Origin of the sequence: Rhodoligotrophos appendicifer (assembly GCF_007474605.1) — a bacterium.
GTDB lineage: Bacteria > Pseudomonadota > Alphaproteobacteria > Rhizobiales > Im1 > Rhodoligotrophos > Rhodoligotrophos appendicifer.
In genome coordinates, this window is record NZ_VHKL01000005.1 from 219,813 (window position 1) to 236,846 (window position 17,034).

Sequence of the window (17,034 nt, forward strand, 5' to 3'; positions counted from 1 at the left end):
TCAGCTCCTCTCAGGGATGCCGGCGGCGAAGCAGAGCCGGCGATAGGTGCTCAGGAAAAGGCTTTCGGCATTGACCCAGGGGACGGGCTTCACGACGGCCCTGAACGGGCGGGGGAATCTGCCCGGGGGCGGCTCGATATCGGCCATGCAGTCGCGCCATTCGGTGGCAGCGGCTGAACCATCGGCGAGCCTGATGGCCAGTTGCGCCTCTTCGGTCTGCTCCGGCAGGTCGAGCGCCTGATAAATGGCGGCGTCGAGCGTTTCGGTCAGGACGTGCCAGACATCGGTTCCGACGACGCGGTGCAACAGTTGAATAGCCGGGGCGGTCAGGTCGCCGAGATAGGCCTCATGCGCGTCATGCATCAAGCCCTGAAGCCCAGCGAGCGGGCCCAGCTGGCGCTCGACCTCTTCTGCGACCAGGACCGAATGCTGGGCCACCGACAGCGGCACCTGCGTGGCGCCGCAATAGCGGTTGATCTTGGCCAGGTGTCTGGCGATATCGCGCAGTCGGATCTGGCTTGGCTGGGGATGGGCGAGATCGACGAAGATCCCCGACTCGGTCGGCATGACGATGGCGGTGGGGTCGATCATTCGCCGCCCTCTGGGGCTGGCTGCGGGACCGCCAATGCCCCATCACAGATGGCCCGAATCTCAACGCGCGGCTTTTCTGACAGCTTCCTGCCCCTGTTGTGGGCATGGGCTATGGCGCGAATGCTGAGAAGCGCTTGCTCAAGATCATTGATCCGCACCAGAGCGGCATCACGTTGAGGAAATGCGCCGCCATAGCCCTTGGTCGCGATCTCCACGAATTTCGGCGGATGCATATGAGGAGACAGAACGGCAGACGTCTCTTCGCATAAAAACCGAAGGTGATTCTCCTCGTTACGATGCCAATGGTCAGGCAAGCTATCGAGCAGCTCCAGGCTGGCTGTGATGAACTCCTTCAAGCGGCGTTCCGCGCGACAAACGTCCACGTAGAAAGCCTCATTCATCTGCCTTTGGGTCGTCGGCGTGCTGCATTGAGGTCTGGCGGCATGCTCATGCAGGCCCGGCACGGGTTGCCGGCGGTCGCGGCATTTGTCGCAGGTGCATTCGTCAGACATCGGAGTCTTCCTTGAGGATGAGCGCGCCATCGGCGAGGAAGGGCCCGATGGGCTGGCCCGGGGAGAAATCGCTGACGGTCTCCGTCACGCCGCGTCTCCGCCGGGGCGGCCGTGGCTCCTCACCTCGCCGCGCAGGCGGAGGGCAGAGAGGGGGTGGCAGATATGGGCGGCGCCATAGCCGCCCAGGGGGCAGACGCGGACATTGCCGCCATAGATCTCGCGATCGATGCCGGTGATGATGGCGGGCACGTAGCGGCCGCTGCCATTGAGATCCGGCACCAGGCATTCATCGCCGACGCGCCAGAGATGGTCCGACTGCCCGTCCAGGCGTGAAGCCGGCTCCACGGGGCTAAGACCGCGGCGGGCGCGGGCCTCGGCCAGGCTGAGGATGCGCGCGCCCACAGGCGCGGTGCATAGGCTGCCGCTGTTAGTGATCATTGAGCGCCTCCACGGGTCGGTCGATGCAGGCCCACAGCTCGATCGGGCCGAGCTGCAGGCTGATGATGCGCGTGCATGCGCCCTGGTCGAACAGGATGCCGAGGCCGAAGGTCTGCCAGTCGATGTCGGCGGCCACGGTGACGCTGCGGGTGTGAAACTTGGCGAGGGGGCGGATCATAATGCGTCCCTCAGCAGCCCGGGCAGGCAGGGCTCGATCTGTTTCGCGCGGGTGAAGGCCTCGTCCATGTGAGGCTTGGCCGCAGCGACCGACATGCCGATCTGCTCCAGGTCGCGCTCGGTGACGGCGCCGCGGCGGATGATGGCATCGGCGATGGCGTGGGCGAGCAGGTCGACGGCGACGTGTTTCGACATGGTGACCCGGCCGATGCGCACGGCGGCGCGCTGGCTGGGCCGGGGATGGGCGCGGTCATAGGCCTCGGCCCTGCGCCAATCATCTGATGTGGTGAGGCCGTCGAAGTTCTTGAGAGACTCGACGGCGGATAGGCCGGGGATGATGTTCATTGCGCGTCTTGCTCCTTCAACCTATTCTTGCAAAAACGTGTCGGGCGGGGCGGTGAGCAGAGACGGCTTGACCAAATACAGCGAGTGGTATGTGGCGCTGCTGGCCATCGGGGGGCTCATCGCTGTGCCGGCGGTCGCAACAAGCAATGACAACGCCTTCTTGATCGGTGTTGGATTTGTTCTGCTTGGTGCTGGCGAGTTCATCAATCATCCGTTCCAAACAATCTTACATTTTGATCGCTTTGATCGGGTGCAGGCTCAGCAAACAGGTCGCCCGCGCAGGCCGAAACCTTCGGGTATCGCTCTTGTTGCTGTCGGGATTGCGCTCGCCATCATTGGCATCGTGCGCATCGTCATCTGGCAATAGTTCGAAATACACGCCTTCCGGCAGGACGATTTCTTCGCCTGGCTTGGCCTCGCGGATCAGACGCGCGGCCTGTTCAAGGCGGCGTCGCCCGGAGGTGAAGATCCCGGCGAAAGCGGACAGGCTTGAGATGATGAACATGGAGGCCTCCGCAGTGACTGCGGTGAACTTAGTGGGATGTTTCCCACCTTGTCAATGCCAAAGTGGGATTAAACCCACGTGTCTAATTTTTAGCCCTGTCCTAATGTGGAATCTGAAGGCTTGGGAGGGCGAAATGGGCAGACGGCTAGGGATAGCGCTCGTAGTCTGCATCGGCACGATTGCGGTGCTGGTCAATGTCGGGAAGAAGCCGGAAGACGGCAGCGCACCAAAAACGGCTCAACCGTCAACTGCGACAACAGATGGCGTGAACGCCGCTACCGTCATCTCAAGCAAAGCCGCGACTGCTACAGATACTGCTCCAATTGACGGTAAAACTGAATATATGAAGCGACTGGAGAGGGAACTGGCGTCGTTCGAAAAGCCATTAAACATCAAAGAATTTTTGAAAGATCGCGATAGTCTGCTCATAGGAACAAGTCTATTTTTGATCTATGCGAATATTTACGAAGATGGGGCGCAGTACGACCTTTCTTCGGCAGAAAGTGCCAAGAGGCAGCTTTTTCGGCAGAAGGCGATCAAGCGTCAGAGAGAAGCTTTCCCCAAGTTGAGGGACGCGGTTGGACCAATCTTCAGGCAGAAATTTTGGGAGTTGGACATTGAGGTCAGGACCGTCGGGGATGGGTATAGGACGGTTGCATTCACGGGTTGGCAGTTTGCCGCCAACAAAGCAAAATTAGCAGTCTATGAGCCTCTGAGAGAGTTTCTTCAGATATTGCGCTTCAAACGAATAACATTCAAATGGATGAAGGCGGCAAATGAATATAGCTATTGGGAGATCGAAAGTCCGAACGATGGCGACTTCGGCAAGTTAGACAAGGGTGTATTCGTGGCCTTGGACTAGCCTCGTCTATGAATCCACGAAATCGGTGCAGCCCATGCGAGTTCCACATCTTCGATGTCATCATATGCGTGGTTGTATGATCTTAATCTGAACATGTTTGGTTGGCTCCCGGCCAGCAAGATCTTCACGAAAGCGGCTCCGTCAGCGGTCATAATTGCACAGTCTCGGTTCAATGCGCGCCTTATGTCAGTGCCCATGACGCGTGAGCAAATCAGGTCGTCTCCATCACGATAAACGGGAGCCATGGAAGTTCCCCGCACGCGTATCGCGATCGCATCCGCATCACTCATGTCGAAAGAAATGAAGTCGAGGCCGCCGCCTTTTGCGTGATCGTCGAAGGGGTGCCAGCTCTCACCACCTGAAACATAGCCGACAACAGGCACCGCTATTCCAGGTCGATAATCGGGATCCAGTATTTCAGCCAGTGAGATGTTCAGGGTCTGGCAAAGTCTGCCTAACGTGTCGATCCTCGGTGTGGCCGCGACCCGGGCGGGTTGGGGGTCGAGCAGATCCCTGACGTAAGTTTCGTTTTGGCCCGCGTCTCTGGATAGACGCTTCCACGGACGGCCGTCTCTCTTCACAGCCGCAAGCAGTCGATTTCGCCATTCTTCGCTCATGCGTGGGATATTGCCCATTGTTCGCCTAACTGCACGTGGGAACTATCCCCTTGACATGTGGGATTTATCCCACTTACCTTGACCGCCATGACCAGCACCGATCAGCTACTTCGCGAAATTGAAGTGTTCGCAGACGAGCGCCAGCTGTCCGCCTCCACGGTGGCAAGGCTCGCGGCGAATGATGGAAAGCTCATCGCCCGTCTGCGGGCAGGCGGGACGGTTACCCTCGCCACAGCTGAGAAGCTGAGGGAGTTCATGCGGTCAGCCCGCGCCGGGGGACGAGAGGCTGGTGCTGGAAGGGCAACCCCTGCACTGCACAACGACGCCACCAAATCAGACGAGCAACAGGCTGTCACCGGGAACGGTGCGGAGGTTTTCCCATGACCGAAGGCGGGTCCTTAGTCGTCAAGACGGATGTCTCCATGGTCGAGGCCTTCCTTGCGGCCGTCATGGCGCTGCCGCAGATCGCGCTGCTCGATCTGGCCACGCAGGGCTTCATGAGCCGCGATTGGCTCACCGTTAAAACGTACTTCCTGAGCGATGGCAGCGTTCTGATCAGCTGCCGGCCCATTCCCTTCTGGCGCGAATATATCGAGCGGAGATGGGGTCCTCTCGATCTCTCAACCGAGTATGAGTGGGTGGAGAAATGACCCTCACCCGTCCCCGCGAGGTGGGCTCGCCCTACGAGGCGCTGGCCCGGATGGTCGACCAATGCGGCGGCTTGAAGCCCGTCGCCGCCTTCATGGGTAATTCCACCTCCACGGTTCAGCGCTGGACGGTTCCCGAGGAGGATAGCGACGTTTCCTTCAGGCTGGTGTCCCAGATCGTCGATCGGTTCCAGGCGAGCGCGCCGGCCGAGCATCTGGCGCTGCTTGCGGGCGGGGTGTTCGTTCCGCTCGTGGGCACCGAGGTCTCGCCGCATTGGGGCGCGTTGACGGCCGAGTCGGCTTCGGCCTTCGCGGAGGCCATGGGCGAGGTTGCCCGGGCTCTGGCGCCGACGAGCGACGGGGCAGGGGTCGTCACCCGGCGCGAGGCGCGGCATCTCGTGAAGACCATCGATCACGCCATTCGGGACATGGCCGCGCTGCGCGGCTTGGCGCTCGCGGTCGCAGAGGGGGAGCCGTGATGGGACAGCCGAATCGTGAACTCACCGATGCCGAGATGGAGCGCAAAGGTTTTGGGCCGTGCGTGCCGTGGTTCGAACCGCAGCGTGAGCCCGCCGAGGGGTGCCTGCCTGTCAAGGCCCGGTTCGACCTGTTGCCAGCCGATGCGCTGGAGCAGGTGGCGCTCGCCGGCACCTTCGGGATCGACGTCCATGGCGACCGCCATTGGGAGAAGGGCGGGTTTTGGGGCTCGCATTTCGGCGCGCTGATGCGGCACGCCTGGGCGTTCTGGCGGGGTGAGGATCGCGATCCGCAGAGCGGGTTGCCGCATATGGCGCATGTCGCCTGGCGGGCCTTGGCGCTGACTTCCTATCTGCTGCGGTCACGCGGCACCGATGACAGGGGGATCTGACATGCTGCAGAAGACGCCGAGACGGCTGCTAAACGCGACCGCGCCAGAGGGCGGGACGCTCTCCTATTTCGACAGTGCGGAGGCATCGCCCCGGGAGCACGGGGCCCTACTGGTGCTGGTGATCGCCTCCGGGCGGCGCAGCGTGCGCGTGCCCCTGGGGCGGCACCAGGTGATCGCCACCATCAAGGCCATGGCGGAGGCGCTGTCATGAGGGCGGCGTCACCGATCGATGCCGCTGAGCTGGAGAGGCTTCTCGCCCTCGGCGAACGTGTTCGCGACATTGCACGGCGGTTCAGGACCGATGAGCGCAGGATCACTGAACGAATGGCCGATCTGGGCCTGATGCGTCCTGAGGAGCGGCGGCGGGCCGAGGGCCACGCTTTGGATGCAAGGGTTGCGGAGCTGGCGCGGGAAGGCCTGACGGGGGCGAAGATTGCCGAGATCATGGGCCTGACCCGCAACCAGGTGATCGGCCGCGCCTTTCGCATGGGTGTCACCTTAGGTTTTGGCAGGAAGCGCGTTCTGCACGTCAAGCTGCCTCCCAAAGCAGAGAAGGCGTCGAGGCCAAAGGTCGAGCGGAAGGCGGCGCCGCGCGCGGTTCCAAAGCCATCGCCGGCGGTCCTGGTGGTGCCGAAGGTTGATCTGGCGCCGGTGGTGCCGGGCCCGGCGGGCGGGGTGCCGTTCCTGGAGCTGGCACCGCGCGGATGCAAGTTCGCCGTAGGCCAGGACGCTCAGGGCTCGCATCTGTTCTGCGGCGGGAGCCGCGCCGAGGGGCTGCCCTATTGCCGGCATCATGCGCAGATCGCCTATCGGCCGGTTGAGCCGAAAATCCGCAAGAGGGCGGCATGATGGAGTGGACCCGGGAGCGCGTCGATGCGGTGTTGATCATGGCTCGGAAGGGGTTCAAGGCCGACGACATCGCGAAGTATCATTTCACCAAGGTGGGGACGATCGAGGCGATTTGCCTGGCTGCGAACGTCGAGGTTCAGCGGGTCGATTATCTCTGGGGCAAACGCTTGTCCAAGACCCGCAAAGGGGCGGCCGAGGCGGATGCCCACAAGATGCCGGCGGCGAAGAAGAATACCCAGGGGCAGTCTGGTACGGCGCGCGAGGCCCCCAGCACCAAGAGGGATGGTTCGACCATAGGGGCACAGCCCGCCGCCCGAACACTATTGAGCGAGGAGCACCGCGAGCGGGCGATGCCGGCGGAAGCGCCGGCTGCAGCCCCGAAGCCTCTCTGCAGGAATGCAAAGCCTCCCCAGGTTCCTGCAGGAACAGCGGCAAATTTCATCGCCTTCGGACGTGGTGTCGTAGTGGATCCTTCGGGGTTCGATGAGGGGCTCAGGCGCCTTGGCGCGGCACTTATGCGCGAGGCGGGCGTCGGATATGGCGGGATCGCATCGGCGCTGAGTGTGGACCTGGACATGGTGCAGGTTCTGCTCACATCCGAGGCGCGGCCGATGAAGATCCCCGAGCCGACGACGCGGGGGGCTTGGTGATGCAGAACACGTCATCCGCCGTCATGCAGCAGAGGCGCGAGCCGGACGATTCCCTAGACGACTTTCCGACGCCGCCATGGGCAACGCGGGCGCTCATTGAGCATGTGATCTGGCCAAATCTCGGGGTCTTTGCTCCGTCAGATCACATGCGGGAGAATCTGACCTGCTGGGAGCCGGCCTGCAATCGCGGGCACATGGCAAAGCCCTTGGCGGAATATTTTCGCAGCGTCCATGCCAGTGATGTTCACGATTACAGCCTTGAATGGCCTGGGCAGCATCGAGTCAAAGATTTCCTTTTCCCATACTCTGAGCCCCGGCACATCGAGGTGATGGGCGTCGACTGGATCATCACCAACCCGCCCTTCCGTCTGGCAGAGCAGTTCATCGCGCGGGCATGGCAGATCAAGGGCGTCGAGGGCGTGGCGATGATCGTCCGCACCTCCTTCCTCGAGGGTGTCGGCCGCTATGAAAGCCTCTTCAAACGCAACCCTCCGTCGATCGTTGCGCAGTTCTCAGAGCGCGTTCCCATGGTCAAGGGGCGGCTGACGGCGACCGGATCAACGGCAACGTCCTATTGCTGGCGCTGGTTTGGATGATGGGCGAGAAGGGGACACGGCTGGTCTGGATCCCGCCCTGCCGAAAGCGGCTGGAGCGTGCGGATGACTATCCGGATCCCTGTTGAGCTCGGACCTAAGCGATCCGCCATTCTGGTGCGATGTCCCGGGATGTGGCGCCTATGCCAGCCGGGGCGAGGGATGGTCGGGCAGGCGCTCGATCCGGGGGAGGTGGTGGTGCTGGCCGCATTATCAGGAGCTTCAGGCGCGGCGTGCTGCGGCGCCGGAGGAGCCGAGGCGGGTCGATCAACGGGCTGCTCCGGTGCGGGGAAGAGACCAGAGAAGATTTGAGGGGCTATGACGCGAGACGGTCAAGACACAGGCGCCGGCCAATTGCTCGCTGCCGCGCTGGACTATGCGCGGCGGGGCTGGCCGGTGTTCCCCTGCTCCCCCTCCCAGACCAAGGGAGAGAGCAAGCAGCCGCTGACGCCAAAATCATCTCCCGGTAAGAAGGATGGCGGGCTTTATCTGGCCACCACGGATGAGGCCCAGGTCCGCGCCTGGTGGGAGCGGTTTCCGAAGGCGCTGATCGGTATGCCCACGGGGGTGCGCGCCGGGGTGTTCGTGGTGGATCTCGACCCGCGCAAGTTTTCAGCTGATGACATGCTCGAGTCTCTCGCGGGGTTCTGCGGCGGGGTCCTGCCGCCATGCCCCGTGGTGCGCACGCAATCGGGCGGGCTGCATCTATGGTTTGCCTATCCCGACATGCCTGAAAGCGAGCGCTTGGGGAATCGGGCGGGCCTGTTCGCCAAGATCGACGATATCGACGTGACGATCGCCGAGCATGTCGATATCCGCGGGGAGGGCGGCTATGTGATCGTGCCGCCTTCCATCATGGTCGATGGTGCCGCTTATTCCTGGGAGCAGGCGCCGGAAGGTGATCCGGTGTGCAAGGCGCCGGCGCGGCTGCTCGATGTGATCTTGCGGCGTGGCGAGTTCGCCCGTGGACAGGCGCCCGCAGCCCAGGCTATGGGGTTCGAGGCCGACGACGCTGTTCGGAAATACGCGCTGTCCGCCTTGGACGCCGAGGCGCGCGCTCTGGCGGCCGCCGCTGCCGGGAGCCGTAATCAGCATGCGGCCGAATCGAGCTTCAAGATCGGCCAGCTGGTTGGGGCGGGGGCGCTGAGCCGCTCGATGGCGATCGCCGCCTTGACAGATGCCGCCTTGTCTTGGGGTATCCCCTCCAATGACAAGGCTCTGGGGCCCACGGGAACGATCGCGCGCTCGATCGACGCCGGCGCAGCGCAGCCCCGCGATCTTTCCGACATCCGGCGCAAGGCTGAGGAGCGGGCCCGGCGATACGGCGCTCATGACCGACGTCCTGAGGCGCCCTTTCCTGAGCATCCGCACGGCCCCGCAGCCCCAGATGATGACGGCGGCGGCGATGAACCGCCCGAAGATGGGGTCGCCATTCTCGGCGATGGTACTGATTGGGAAGCGATCAAGGCCTGTGCGCAGCTTGAGCAGAACGACACGGACAATGGGCAGCGTCTGCTGATCCATTTTGGCGATCAGATCATCCATGTGCGAGATCTCGGCTGGGCGGCATGGTCGGATAGTCATTTCGAGCTGAAGGGCGGATCCGAGGCCGTGGAGCGCCTGGCGCAGAAAGCCGCTAAGCTGATCGCGCTCGAGGGTGGTTTCCTGCAGGTGTCGGATCGGGACCGGAAGTTGATTTCCGACCTCGATCAGCTCCTGAAGCTGCCCAAGGATGGCCTGAGCAAGGATCAAGAGGCCGCCATGGCCGCCGGCACCGAAGCGCGTGACCGGCTGGCAAAGCGGAAATCAGATAGGCGGAAGTTCTCCATTTCTTGCGGGAATTCAAGCCGCCTCTCAGGCATGATCGGCCGCGCCCTGGCGCATTGCACGGTGGCCCAGGACCAGCTTGATGCGGATCCCCAAGCCATCAATCTGATCAATGGCGTGATCGACGTGCGGCGCATCGCCGATCTGGAATGCCCGGATCCGGATGTGACCCGATTCACAGCCGAGATCGTCTTCACCCCCACGCATGACCCGAAGCGGTTGATGTCGAAGCGGATGGAGGTGCGGTATGATCCGGCGGCGAAGTGCCCGCAGTGGCTCGCCGCGCTCGAGCGCTTCCAGCCGAACCCGGAGATGCGACGCTATCTGCAGAAGCTCCACGGTTATTGCCTGATGGGTCTGACCGGCGAGCAGTCGCTGTGGTTCAATTATGGCGGCGGATCGAACTGGAAATCGACCTTCATCCGGGTGATCGCCACCCTGATGGGCTCGTATGCCACGGCCATCCCCTTCGCCTCGCTGGTGAACGAGCAGACGCGGGGTGGCAATCAGGCGTCCCCCGATATCGCCCTGCTGCCGCGCATGCGCATGGCCCATGCCTCCGAGCCGCCGAAAGACCAGCGATGGGATGAGGCCGTGATGAAGCGCCTCACCGGCGGGGAGATGATGCAGGCGCGCGGTCTGTATCAGGCCTTCTTTGAGTTCCGACCGACGCACAAGCTGGTGGTGGCTGGTAACGACAAGCCGCCCGTTTCCGGTGTCGATCACGGCACCTGGCGCCGCATGAAGTTGCTCCCCTGGACGGTGACGATCTCGGAAGACGAAAAGCGCGACATGGACGACGTCGTCGCCGAGTATTTGGCCGAGGGATCCGGCATCCTGAACTGGCTGCTCGAAGGGATCCGCTTCTATTTCGAGGAAGGGTTGAAGCCGCCTGAGCTGGTGCGGGAAGCGACCCGCGAATATCGGGACGAGAATGATCCCGTGGGCCCTTTCATGGCGGCGTGCGTGCGACACCTGCCCGGCGGGAGTGTCACGGCTCGGGAGATGTATGAGGCCTTCTGCCAATACACCGAGGCCAATGGCGGCAAGCCCATCTCGGAGCACCGATTTGGACGCCTGTTGCCACAGAAGGGCCTGAAGAAGACAGACGAGCGCATCCGCCGATATCTCGATGTCGAGCTTCATGACGTGCCGCGGCCGTCCCGCAGCCCTGGTGATGATTGGCACAACCGAGATGGGTGACCTGAACACGCGAGGTTCGCGAGCTTCCGCGAGGTTGCTGCGAGCATGCTCGCTGAGAAATATAGACGGTCTGCCAGTGGGTTAGGGGATCTCTGCGAGCTTTGCGAGCTTTTTCGTCGCTCGCGTATACAAGCTTCGGGGCTCAGGGGTCCTAATCTTTCTTATGTATATGTCTCTCTTTATCCTCGCTAAGCTCGCAACTAAAGGATAAGTGAATGATAAATAAAGTAAAATGTGCTCCGAGCTTTGAATTTAGAAGCTCGTTAGATGCTCGCGAAGCTCGCAGACCTATATTGAGGCCGGATCTTCGGCGTGAAACCGATGCTTGGTCTCTGTTGGTGTGGGCCTATAAGGCCGAATGCGTGCGGGCTGGCGTGGGTGGTGATGATGGGGCGATGCTCGGGTATTCGACATCGTCGGTCTGGTCTGCCGCCAAGCTGAATTCACAAGGGGATCACCGCTCGGCCACGATCAATGGATGGCTTCCGGTGCATGAGGATGCGCTTTCGGTGCATGCGTGGGTAAAGGGCCTGCCGAGGGCGGAGTTCTGGCTGATCGTGAACGCGGCCGAGCAAGGCGAGATGCCGAGCCGGGTGGTGGATCTGCCGCCGCTGCAATGCCGGCCGATCATGCGGCAGACCAGTGCGGGGCTGAAGCCGAAGATGCTGCGGCATCCGAGGACCCATCAGGGCTATGCGTGCCTTGTTGAGTTCGTGGGGTATTCGGTCGAGCAGATCGCCGAGGAGCAGGGCAGGGTCGATGCTCGGTTCGAGAGCTTCTGCGATGTACTGCTTTCGCTCTATCAGCATTTCGGAGAAGGGGAAGCGCTGACCAAATGGCGGGTCTCCCAACCTTGGAAGGGCTATCGAGAGCAGCTAGAAAACGCTGCTTGACAATTCTCGCAAAAAACTTGACATTACCCCCAAGAATGCAGGGAACTGCGCCACAGACTAACCCCTCCGGGCAACCGCGAGGGGTTTTGTTTTTATGGGGTTGAGATGTAACGCGCGTGCCTGTTGCACCCAAGACGTTCCGCTCACCATCCCAGCCAAGCCGACAGCATAAGCGCCGCCGTTATGACCGGGTACGTGACCAGGAACCCTCGCGTGCCTGGTACAAGACGGCGCGTTGGCAGAAGCTGAGATGGTCGATCCTGGTGCGGGATCTGTTCACCTGCCAGAAGTCTGGATGTGGACGGGTCGAGACCGAGACATCGCAGCTGGTCTGCGATCACGTCGAGCCGCACCGAGGTGATGAGGCCCTGTTCTGGAATGGGCCTTTCCAAACATTGTGCAAGGCCTGTCACGACCGGGACAAGCAGCGCGAGGAAAGGCTGGGCGATAGGTTCCAGCCTTACTCCATCCCGAGTGGGGTGAAGCCCTCGCGCATCCCCGTGCATCTGGTTTGCGGTGCACCTGGTTCAGGCAAGAGCACCTATGTCAGGCAGCATGCCCAGGCGGCAGACTATGTGATCGACTTCGACGACATTCGCGAGCGCCTGGGGCTTGGCCGATATGGGGGGCAGGACCTGGGCTTTGCCTATGCCGAGCGGGATAGGATGATCCGGTCGCTCGAGCATCGACATCATGGTGAGTGTTGGTTGATCGTGATGGCACCGACCGATGCCGAGCGTCGTGCATGGATGCGCGCTTTGGGTCGGGTCACGGTGCACACGATCGACACGGACGAGGATGAATGCCTGCGGCGGATCATGGCTGACCCGATGAGGCAGGGGTACCTCCCCCCCCTGGTGGCCGCTGTTGCGAAATATTTCGAAGAAAATCGCAAGCAATTTCGCTGATGAGGCCGGGGGGTGGTCCAAAAGTCTGGAGATCTTTCGCTTCTAGACCGGCGGGGTAACGAAAAACATTTGGGCGCAAGTTTCGGAAACTTTTTTTCTAAGGACCGGCTGTTATGAGGAGAGGCCCCAAGCCCGAGCCCGCCAGTGTGAAACTGGCGAAGGGCAATTCCGGGCGCCGTCCGATCGGTGCGGAAGCCGAAGTCAAGGATGATGCCGCAGCAAAGGCAGCCGTCTCGCCGCCAGCATGGCTGAAGAAAGACGGCCTGGTGGTCTGGAACAGGATCGCACCACGAATCATGAAGCTCAAGCTTTTGAGCGTCGCGGATTCGGAAACCTTCGCTCGCTACTGCCGCAACTTCGCCCGCTGGCTGAGGATGCAGGAAACGCTGGACAGGGAAGGGGAGACTTACGAGAGCGAAAGCGCCCACGGCAAGCTCAAGCGGGCTCACCCGGCGTTCCTGATCGGCGATCGCCTCGAGCGCCAGCTCCTGGCTGCCGAGGCGAATTTCGGCCTTAACCCGGCCGAGCGCCAAAGGATCTTTGCAGCTCGCGCGGGCGCTGGTGCACCGGGCGATCTGTTCGATCCGCGCAGACCGGACGATCGAGATCCTCCACCCGGTGGAGACAAGCCTATGGCCAAGCCGGCAATCGGCCTGCTGAACTAAGGTCATGGCTGTGAAGTCGAAGGGTCAAGCGCGCTTGCGATCACCGCAGCGGCCCAGGGCGCTTGGTCCAAGGCCAGTATGGGACCAGGATCGGCAGGTCTGGTGCGAGGGTGATTATTGGTATGACGAGAAGACGGCGTCCAAGGCGGTCGCCTTCTTCCCCGAGCACCTCCGTCTGACGGAGGGTGAGTGGGCGGGCCGACCCTTCACCTTGGAGGCGTGGCAGGAACACGACATCATTCGCCCGCTGTTCGGCTGGAAGCGGCCGGACGGCACGCGGCGATTTCGACGCTGCTATGTCTGGATCGCGCGCAAGAATGGAAAGACGGAGCTGGCCGCCGGCGTGGCTCTGCTCGTCCTTCTGGGAGATGGAGAAGAGGCCGGCCAGGTCTATTCGATCGCTACCGATCAGAATCAGGCGCGGCTCGTTTTCGACAAGGCGACCGCTATGGTCAACAAGTCGGAGACGCTGTCGCAACACCTGGTTTGCCTCAAGCCGTCGATCTATTGCCCGTCGTTGAACGCCTCGTTCAAGCCGCTGTCGGGAAGACCTGGCGGCAAGCATGGCTTGTCAGCGTCGGGGCTCATCGGAGACGAGCTGCATGAATGGGCTTCGGGAGAACTCTACGGCTTCGTGCATGACAGCGAGGGATCGCGGCGGCAGCCCCTGGAATTCCTGATCTCGACTGCGGGCAAGAAGGGCGGCTACGGCGAGGAGGTCTGGGAGGACTGCCAGAAGATCCTCGACGGCACGCTTGATGACCCGGAGACGCTGGTGGTGGTCTATGCGGCCGATCCGGAGGACGACTGGACGAAGCCCGAGACCTGGATGAAGGCGAACCCCAATCTCGGGGTGTCGAAAAAGCTGGAATTCCTACAAAACGAATGTCGCCAGGCGCAGCAATTGCCGCGACTAGAGAACGATTTCAAACGCTACCACCTGAACATGTGGACCGAGCAGGCGGTGCGCTGGCTGCCGATCGACGGCATCGACGATGAGGGGAACAGATTCGGCTGGGACCACTGCGCCGGTCCGGTCGAATGGCAGGATCTGAACGAAAAACTGATCGGAAAACGGTGCTTCGGGGGGCTGGATCTGTCGGCAGTGAGCGATCTCTCGGCTCTGGTCTGGTACTTTCCAGAGCAGGATGGGCTCGACATCCCTGCGGTTTTGGCCCGGTTCTATAAGCCCGAAGCTCTGGTCAGGTCTCACGCCAAGCGGGACAAGCTCCCCTATGAGAAGTGGGTGGAGCAGGGGGCCTTGGTGGCGACGCCAGGAAACGTCGTCGATTACGCTTTCATCCAGCAGCAAATCTATTCGGATGCTGAGCGCTATCGCATCGCTCATGTGGGGAATGCCAAGCGCGAGGCGGATCAGGGTGGGCTCGCCATCGACCGTTGGAACGCGACCGAAACGGCTGTGAAGCTGGAGCAGGAAGGCCTGCCGGTGGTGCTGTTCGGGCAGGGCTTCGCATCTTTGGGTGCACCATCATCAGCGCTCGAGCGCCTGGTGCTCTGCAACGGTTTTCATCATGGGGGGCATCCGGTCCTTCGGCGCCATGCACAGGTAGTGGCCGTTGAAACGAATGCTGCCGGCGGGATCAAGCCAGCGAAGAACAAGTCGACTGAGCGGATCGACGGCATCGTGGCGCTGGTGATGGCCCTGGGGATCGGCGCCAAGGATGAGGGTGAGAAACGATCGGCCTATGCCGAGCGTGGAATCTTGGTTCTCTGAAACAAGGATCGCAGATGGGTTATCTGACAAATCTGCGGAACGCTTTACTCGGGAGGGCCCAGGCGAGTTCGACGTTCGACCTGACAAGCATGACCCCGGCGCAGGTCGGTGAGTTCCTGCGGATCGGCGGTTCCATGGAGACCGCCTCAGGGGTGAGCGTAAACGACACGACGGCTATGCGGGTAGCCGCGGCGTGGCGGTGCGTGAACATCATCGCCGGCACGGTGGGTTCCCTGCCGCTCGATCTGGTGATGCGGGTCAGCGAGAATGTCAGGAAGCCGGCTGTCGGGCATCCGCTTAGGACGCTGTTGACCGTCAAGCCTAACCCTTGGCAGACGCCGAGCGAGTTTCGGCGGATGCTTCAGGCGCATCTGATGCTCAGGGGAAATGCCTATGCCCGCAAAGTGAGGGTCGGCAGGGACACTGTCGCGCTGATCCCGGTCGTTCCAGACCGTGTCCAGCCGTGTCAGCTCGACAATCTGTCGATGGAATATCGGGTGACGCTGCGTAATGGCTCGCAGGTTCGCCTGCCGCAAACGGAAATGCTGCATCTTCGAGGCATGTCTCTCGATGGTGTGACCGGGCTTTCGACGCTGTCCTACATGAAGGAAAGTTTGGGGCTCGCGCTGCAGGGGGAAAATTCCAGCGCCAACCTGATGAAGAATGGCCAGTTCGTTTCGGGTGTCTTCAAGCATCCAGAGCAGCTGAGCAAAGACGTCTTTGATCGGTTGAAGGCTTCGATCGAGGAATATCGCAACGGCGGGGCGCGCGCCGGCGGAGCAATGATCCTCGAGGACAAGATGGATTATGCGCCGGTGAGCATGTCGGCGGTCGATCTGCAATTCCTGCAGATGCGCGACTTCCAGCGCTATGACATCGCCATGTTCTTCGGCGTGCCACCTCACATGATCGGCGCCACGGACAAGGCGACGAGCTGGGGCTCCGGCATCGAGCAACAGGGCATCGGCTTCGTCACGTACACGCTGAACGACTGGCTCGTCACATGGCAGGAGAGCCTGAAGCGAGACACCATTCCAGAGGCCGAGTGGGAAAAGCTCGACGTCCGGTTCTATCCGCAGGCGCTGCTCAAAGGCGACAGTAAGGCGCAATGGGATGCCTTCGTGAAGGGGCGTCAGTGGGGCGTCTACAGCGCCAACGACGTGAGGGCTCTGCTGGACATGAATCCCCGCGACGACGAGGCGGGCAACGAGTATGCGGTGCCGCCCAATCAGACACAGGCTACGGCAGGTGATCCCGCCGAGCCGCCAGTAGGGGATCCGATCAATGAGCCTGCGTAAGCTGCCTGAGGTGAAGGCCTTCTCGCCGCCTGAAGGATACACTTGGGATATGCCGCCGGCGGCTCTCGACGAATGGTCGGGCCGCCCTCAGGCCGCCGAGGCTGACGATCCTAATACCGTCTCGATCTTCGGGGCCATCGGTGAGGATTTCTGGTCCGGAGACGGGTTCACCGCAAAGCGCATGGCGGGTGCCCTGCGGTCGATCGGCAAGAATGCCGTGACGGTGAACATCAACTCGCCCGGCGGCGATATGTTCGAAGGCCTCGCGATCTATAACCTTCTGCGCGAGCACAAGGCGCAGGTCACCGTCAAGGTGATGGGCATCGCCGCGTCTGCGGCGTCCATCATCGCCATGGCGGGGGACACCGTGCAGATGGGCGTCGGATCCATCATGATGATCCACAATGCGTGGGGCCTGGTGATCGGCAACCGCAATGACTTCGCCGATGCGGCGGATGTCTTCAAGACATTCGACGAGTCCATGGCCGCGATCTATGCCGACAGGACCGGCATGACGATCAAAGAGATCCTCGCCATGCTCGATGGGCCTTCGCGGGCCTCGGATGGCAGCTATCTCACGGCGGCCGAGGCCATCGAGAAGGGCTTCGCCGATGGAACATTCGAGGGTGATAGTGCCGCAATTGAAGCGCGCGTCGTCATTCCCGCAGACGTCATGGCCAAGCGCCGCATGGAGGCGGCCCTGGCTAAGGATGGGGTGGGGCGCAAGGAGCGCTTCGACCTCATCAACTCTCTTCTGGGTCAGCGCGATGCAGCCCAGCCCGCCCGGCGTGATGCAGGCGCGCTCCCCACGGCCGACATCTTGTCGGCCATCGCTGTTCTCCGTTCATAGG

Annotated in this window: 23 protein-coding genes; 16 read left to right on the top strand and 7 right to left on the bottom strand. The window is 62.0% G+C overall.

Annotation, left to right across the window (positions count from 1 at the left end; all coding sequences use genetic code 11):
• From FKM97_RS12850 to FKM97_RS12875, 6 genes are all read right to left on the bottom strand, one after another.
• A complete protein-coding gene (locus FKM97_RS12850; RefSeq protein ID WP_144292809.1) occupies positions 1 to 591 on the bottom strand; it encodes a hypothetical protein in 591 nt (196 codons plus the stop codon).
• Positions 588 to 1,103, bottom strand: coding sequence for a hypothetical protein (locus FKM97_RS12855; protein ID WP_144292810.1), 516 nt, complete (start codon positions 1,101 to 1,103; stop codon positions 588 to 590). The genes FKM97_RS12850 and FKM97_RS12855 overlap by 4 nt, the downstream gene beginning before the upstream one ends.
• An 84-nt stretch (positions 1,104 to 1,187) precedes the next feature.
• On the bottom strand, positions 1,188 to 1,541 hold the full coding sequence (locus tag FKM97_RS12860) for a tudor domain-containing protein (RefSeq protein ID WP_144292811.1): 354 nt from the start codon (positions 1,539 to 1,541) through the stop codon (positions 1,188 to 1,190).
• A complete protein-coding gene (locus tag FKM97_RS12865) occupies positions 1,531 to 1,719 on the bottom strand; it encodes a hypothetical protein (RefSeq protein WP_144292812.1) in 189 nt (62 codons plus the stop codon). Before FKM97_RS12865 ends, FKM97_RS12860 begins: the two co-directional genes overlap by 11 nt.
• The gene (locus FKM97_RS12870) at positions 1,716 to 2,063 is read right to left on the bottom strand and encodes a hypothetical protein (protein WP_144292813.1); all 348 of its coding nucleotides are present in this window, start codon (positions 2,061 to 2,063) and stop codon (positions 1,716 to 1,718) included. Before FKM97_RS12870 ends, FKM97_RS12865 begins: the two co-directional genes overlap by 4 nt.
• A 226-nt stretch (positions 2,064 to 2,289) precedes the next feature.
• Entirely contained in the window at positions 2,290 to 2,568 is a 279-nt protein-coding gene (locus FKM97_RS12875) for a hypothetical protein (RefSeq protein ID WP_144292814.1), read from the bottom strand.
• Positions 2,569 to 2,701: 133 nt separating this feature from the next.
• Here FKM97_RS12875 and FKM97_RS12880 point away from each other — a divergent pair, with 133 nt between their 5' ends.
• The gene (locus tag FKM97_RS12880) at positions 2,702 to 3,430 is read left to right on the top strand and encodes a hypothetical protein (protein ID WP_144292815.1); all 729 of its coding nucleotides are present in this window, start codon (positions 2,702 to 2,704) and stop codon (positions 3,428 to 3,430) included.
• Here FKM97_RS12880 and FKM97_RS12885 read toward each other — a convergent pair.
• Positions 3,427 to 4,065 carry a S24 family peptidase gene (locus FKM97_RS12885; protein WP_205014967.1) on the bottom strand — a complete coding sequence of 213 codons (639 nt, stop codon included), beginning with the start codon at positions 4,063 to 4,065 and terminating at the stop codon, positions 3,427 to 3,429. The two genes, FKM97_RS12880 and FKM97_RS12885, sit on opposite strands and share 4 nt — an antisense overlap.
• Before the next feature lie 69 nt (positions 4,066 to 4,134).
• Here FKM97_RS12885 and FKM97_RS12890 point away from each other — a divergent pair, with 69 nt between their 5' ends.
• From FKM97_RS12890 to FKM97_RS12960, 15 genes are all read left to right on the top strand, one after another.
• Positions 4,135 to 4,431, top strand: coding sequence for a hypothetical protein (locus FKM97_RS12890; protein ID WP_144292817.1), 297 nt, complete (start codon positions 4,135 to 4,137; stop codon positions 4,429 to 4,431).
• A complete protein-coding gene (locus tag FKM97_RS12895) occupies positions 4,428 to 4,697 on the top strand; it encodes a hypothetical protein (RefSeq protein WP_144292818.1) in 270 nt (89 codons plus the stop codon). Before FKM97_RS12890 ends, FKM97_RS12895 begins: the two co-directional genes overlap by 4 nt.
• Positions 4,694 to 5,173, top strand: coding sequence for a phage regulatory CII family protein (locus FKM97_RS12900; protein ID WP_144292819.1), 480 nt, complete (start codon positions 4,694 to 4,696; stop codon positions 5,171 to 5,173). The genes FKM97_RS12895 and FKM97_RS12900 overlap by 4 nt, the downstream gene beginning before the upstream one ends.
• Positions 5,173 to 5,562, top strand: a complete 390-nt coding sequence (locus FKM97_RS12905; RefSeq protein WP_144292820.1) for a dATP/dGTP diphosphohydrolase domain-containing protein — start codon at positions 5,173 to 5,175, stop codon at positions 5,560 to 5,562. The genes FKM97_RS12900 and FKM97_RS12905 overlap by 1 nt, the downstream gene beginning before the upstream one ends.
• Positions 5,546 to 5,773, top strand: coding sequence for a hypothetical protein (locus FKM97_RS12910; RefSeq protein WP_144292821.1), 228 nt, complete (start codon positions 5,546 to 5,548; stop codon positions 5,771 to 5,773). Before FKM97_RS12905 ends, FKM97_RS12910 begins: the two co-directional genes overlap by 17 nt.
• On the top strand, positions 5,770 to 6,411 hold the full coding sequence (locus FKM97_RS12915; RefSeq protein ID WP_144292822.1) for a GcrA family cell cycle regulator: 642 nt from the start codon (positions 5,770 to 5,772) through the stop codon (positions 6,409 to 6,411). Before FKM97_RS12910 ends, FKM97_RS12915 begins: the two co-directional genes overlap by 4 nt.
• Complete coding sequence (locus tag FKM97_RS12920; protein WP_144292823.1) at positions 6,408 to 7,061, top strand: hypothetical protein; 654 nt, start codon at positions 6,408 to 6,410, stop codon at positions 7,059 to 7,061. The genes FKM97_RS12915 and FKM97_RS12920 overlap by 4 nt, the downstream gene beginning before the upstream one ends.
• A complete protein-coding gene (locus tag FKM97_RS12925) occupies positions 7,061 to 7,657 on the top strand; it encodes a class I SAM-dependent methyltransferase (protein ID WP_246105066.1) in 597 nt (198 codons plus the stop codon). The genes FKM97_RS12920 and FKM97_RS12925 overlap by 1 nt, the downstream gene beginning before the upstream one ends.
• A gap of 315 nt (positions 7,658 to 7,972) precedes the next feature.
• Positions 7,973 to 10,684, top strand: a complete 2,712-nt coding sequence (locus FKM97_RS12930) for a phage/plasmid primase, P4 family (RefSeq protein WP_144292824.1) — start codon at positions 7,973 to 7,975, stop codon at positions 10,682 to 10,684.
• Between the two features lie 293 nt (positions 10,685 to 10,977).
• A complete protein-coding gene (locus tag FKM97_RS12935) occupies positions 10,978 to 11,577 on the top strand; it encodes a hypothetical protein (protein WP_144292825.1) in 600 nt (199 codons plus the stop codon).
• Positions 11,578 to 11,693: 116 nt separating this feature from the next.
• Positions 11,694 to 12,485 carry an AAA family ATPase gene (locus FKM97_RS12940; RefSeq protein WP_144292826.1) on the top strand — a complete coding sequence of 264 codons (792 nt, stop codon included), beginning with the start codon at positions 11,694 to 11,696 and terminating at the stop codon, positions 12,483 to 12,485.
• Positions 12,486 to 12,598: 113 nt separating this feature from the next.
• Positions 12,599 to 13,150: a phage terminase small subunit P27 family gene (locus FKM97_RS12945; protein WP_144292827.1), complete on the top strand. Its 552-nt coding sequence runs from the start codon at positions 12,599 to 12,601 to the stop codon at positions 13,148 to 13,150.
• A 4-nt stretch (positions 13,151 to 13,154) separates the two neighbouring features.
• On the top strand, positions 13,155 to 14,885 hold the full coding sequence (locus FKM97_RS12950) for a terminase large subunit (protein ID WP_144292828.1): 1,731 nt from the start codon (positions 13,155 to 13,157) through the stop codon (positions 14,883 to 14,885).
• A 14-nt stretch (positions 14,886 to 14,899) separates the two neighbouring features.
• The gene (locus FKM97_RS12955; protein ID WP_205014969.1) at positions 14,900 to 16,183 is read left to right on the top strand and encodes a phage portal protein; all 1,284 of its coding nucleotides are present in this window, start codon (positions 14,900 to 14,902) and stop codon (positions 16,181 to 16,183) included.
• Positions 16,170 to 17,033 (top strand): head maturation protease, ClpP-related, encoded by an 864-nt coding sequence (locus FKM97_RS12960; RefSeq protein WP_144292829.1) that lies wholly within the window; start codon positions 16,170 to 16,172, stop codon positions 17,031 to 17,033. Before FKM97_RS12955 ends, FKM97_RS12960 begins: the two co-directional genes overlap by 14 nt.
• The last annotated feature ends 1 nt before the right edge of the window (position 17,034 follow it).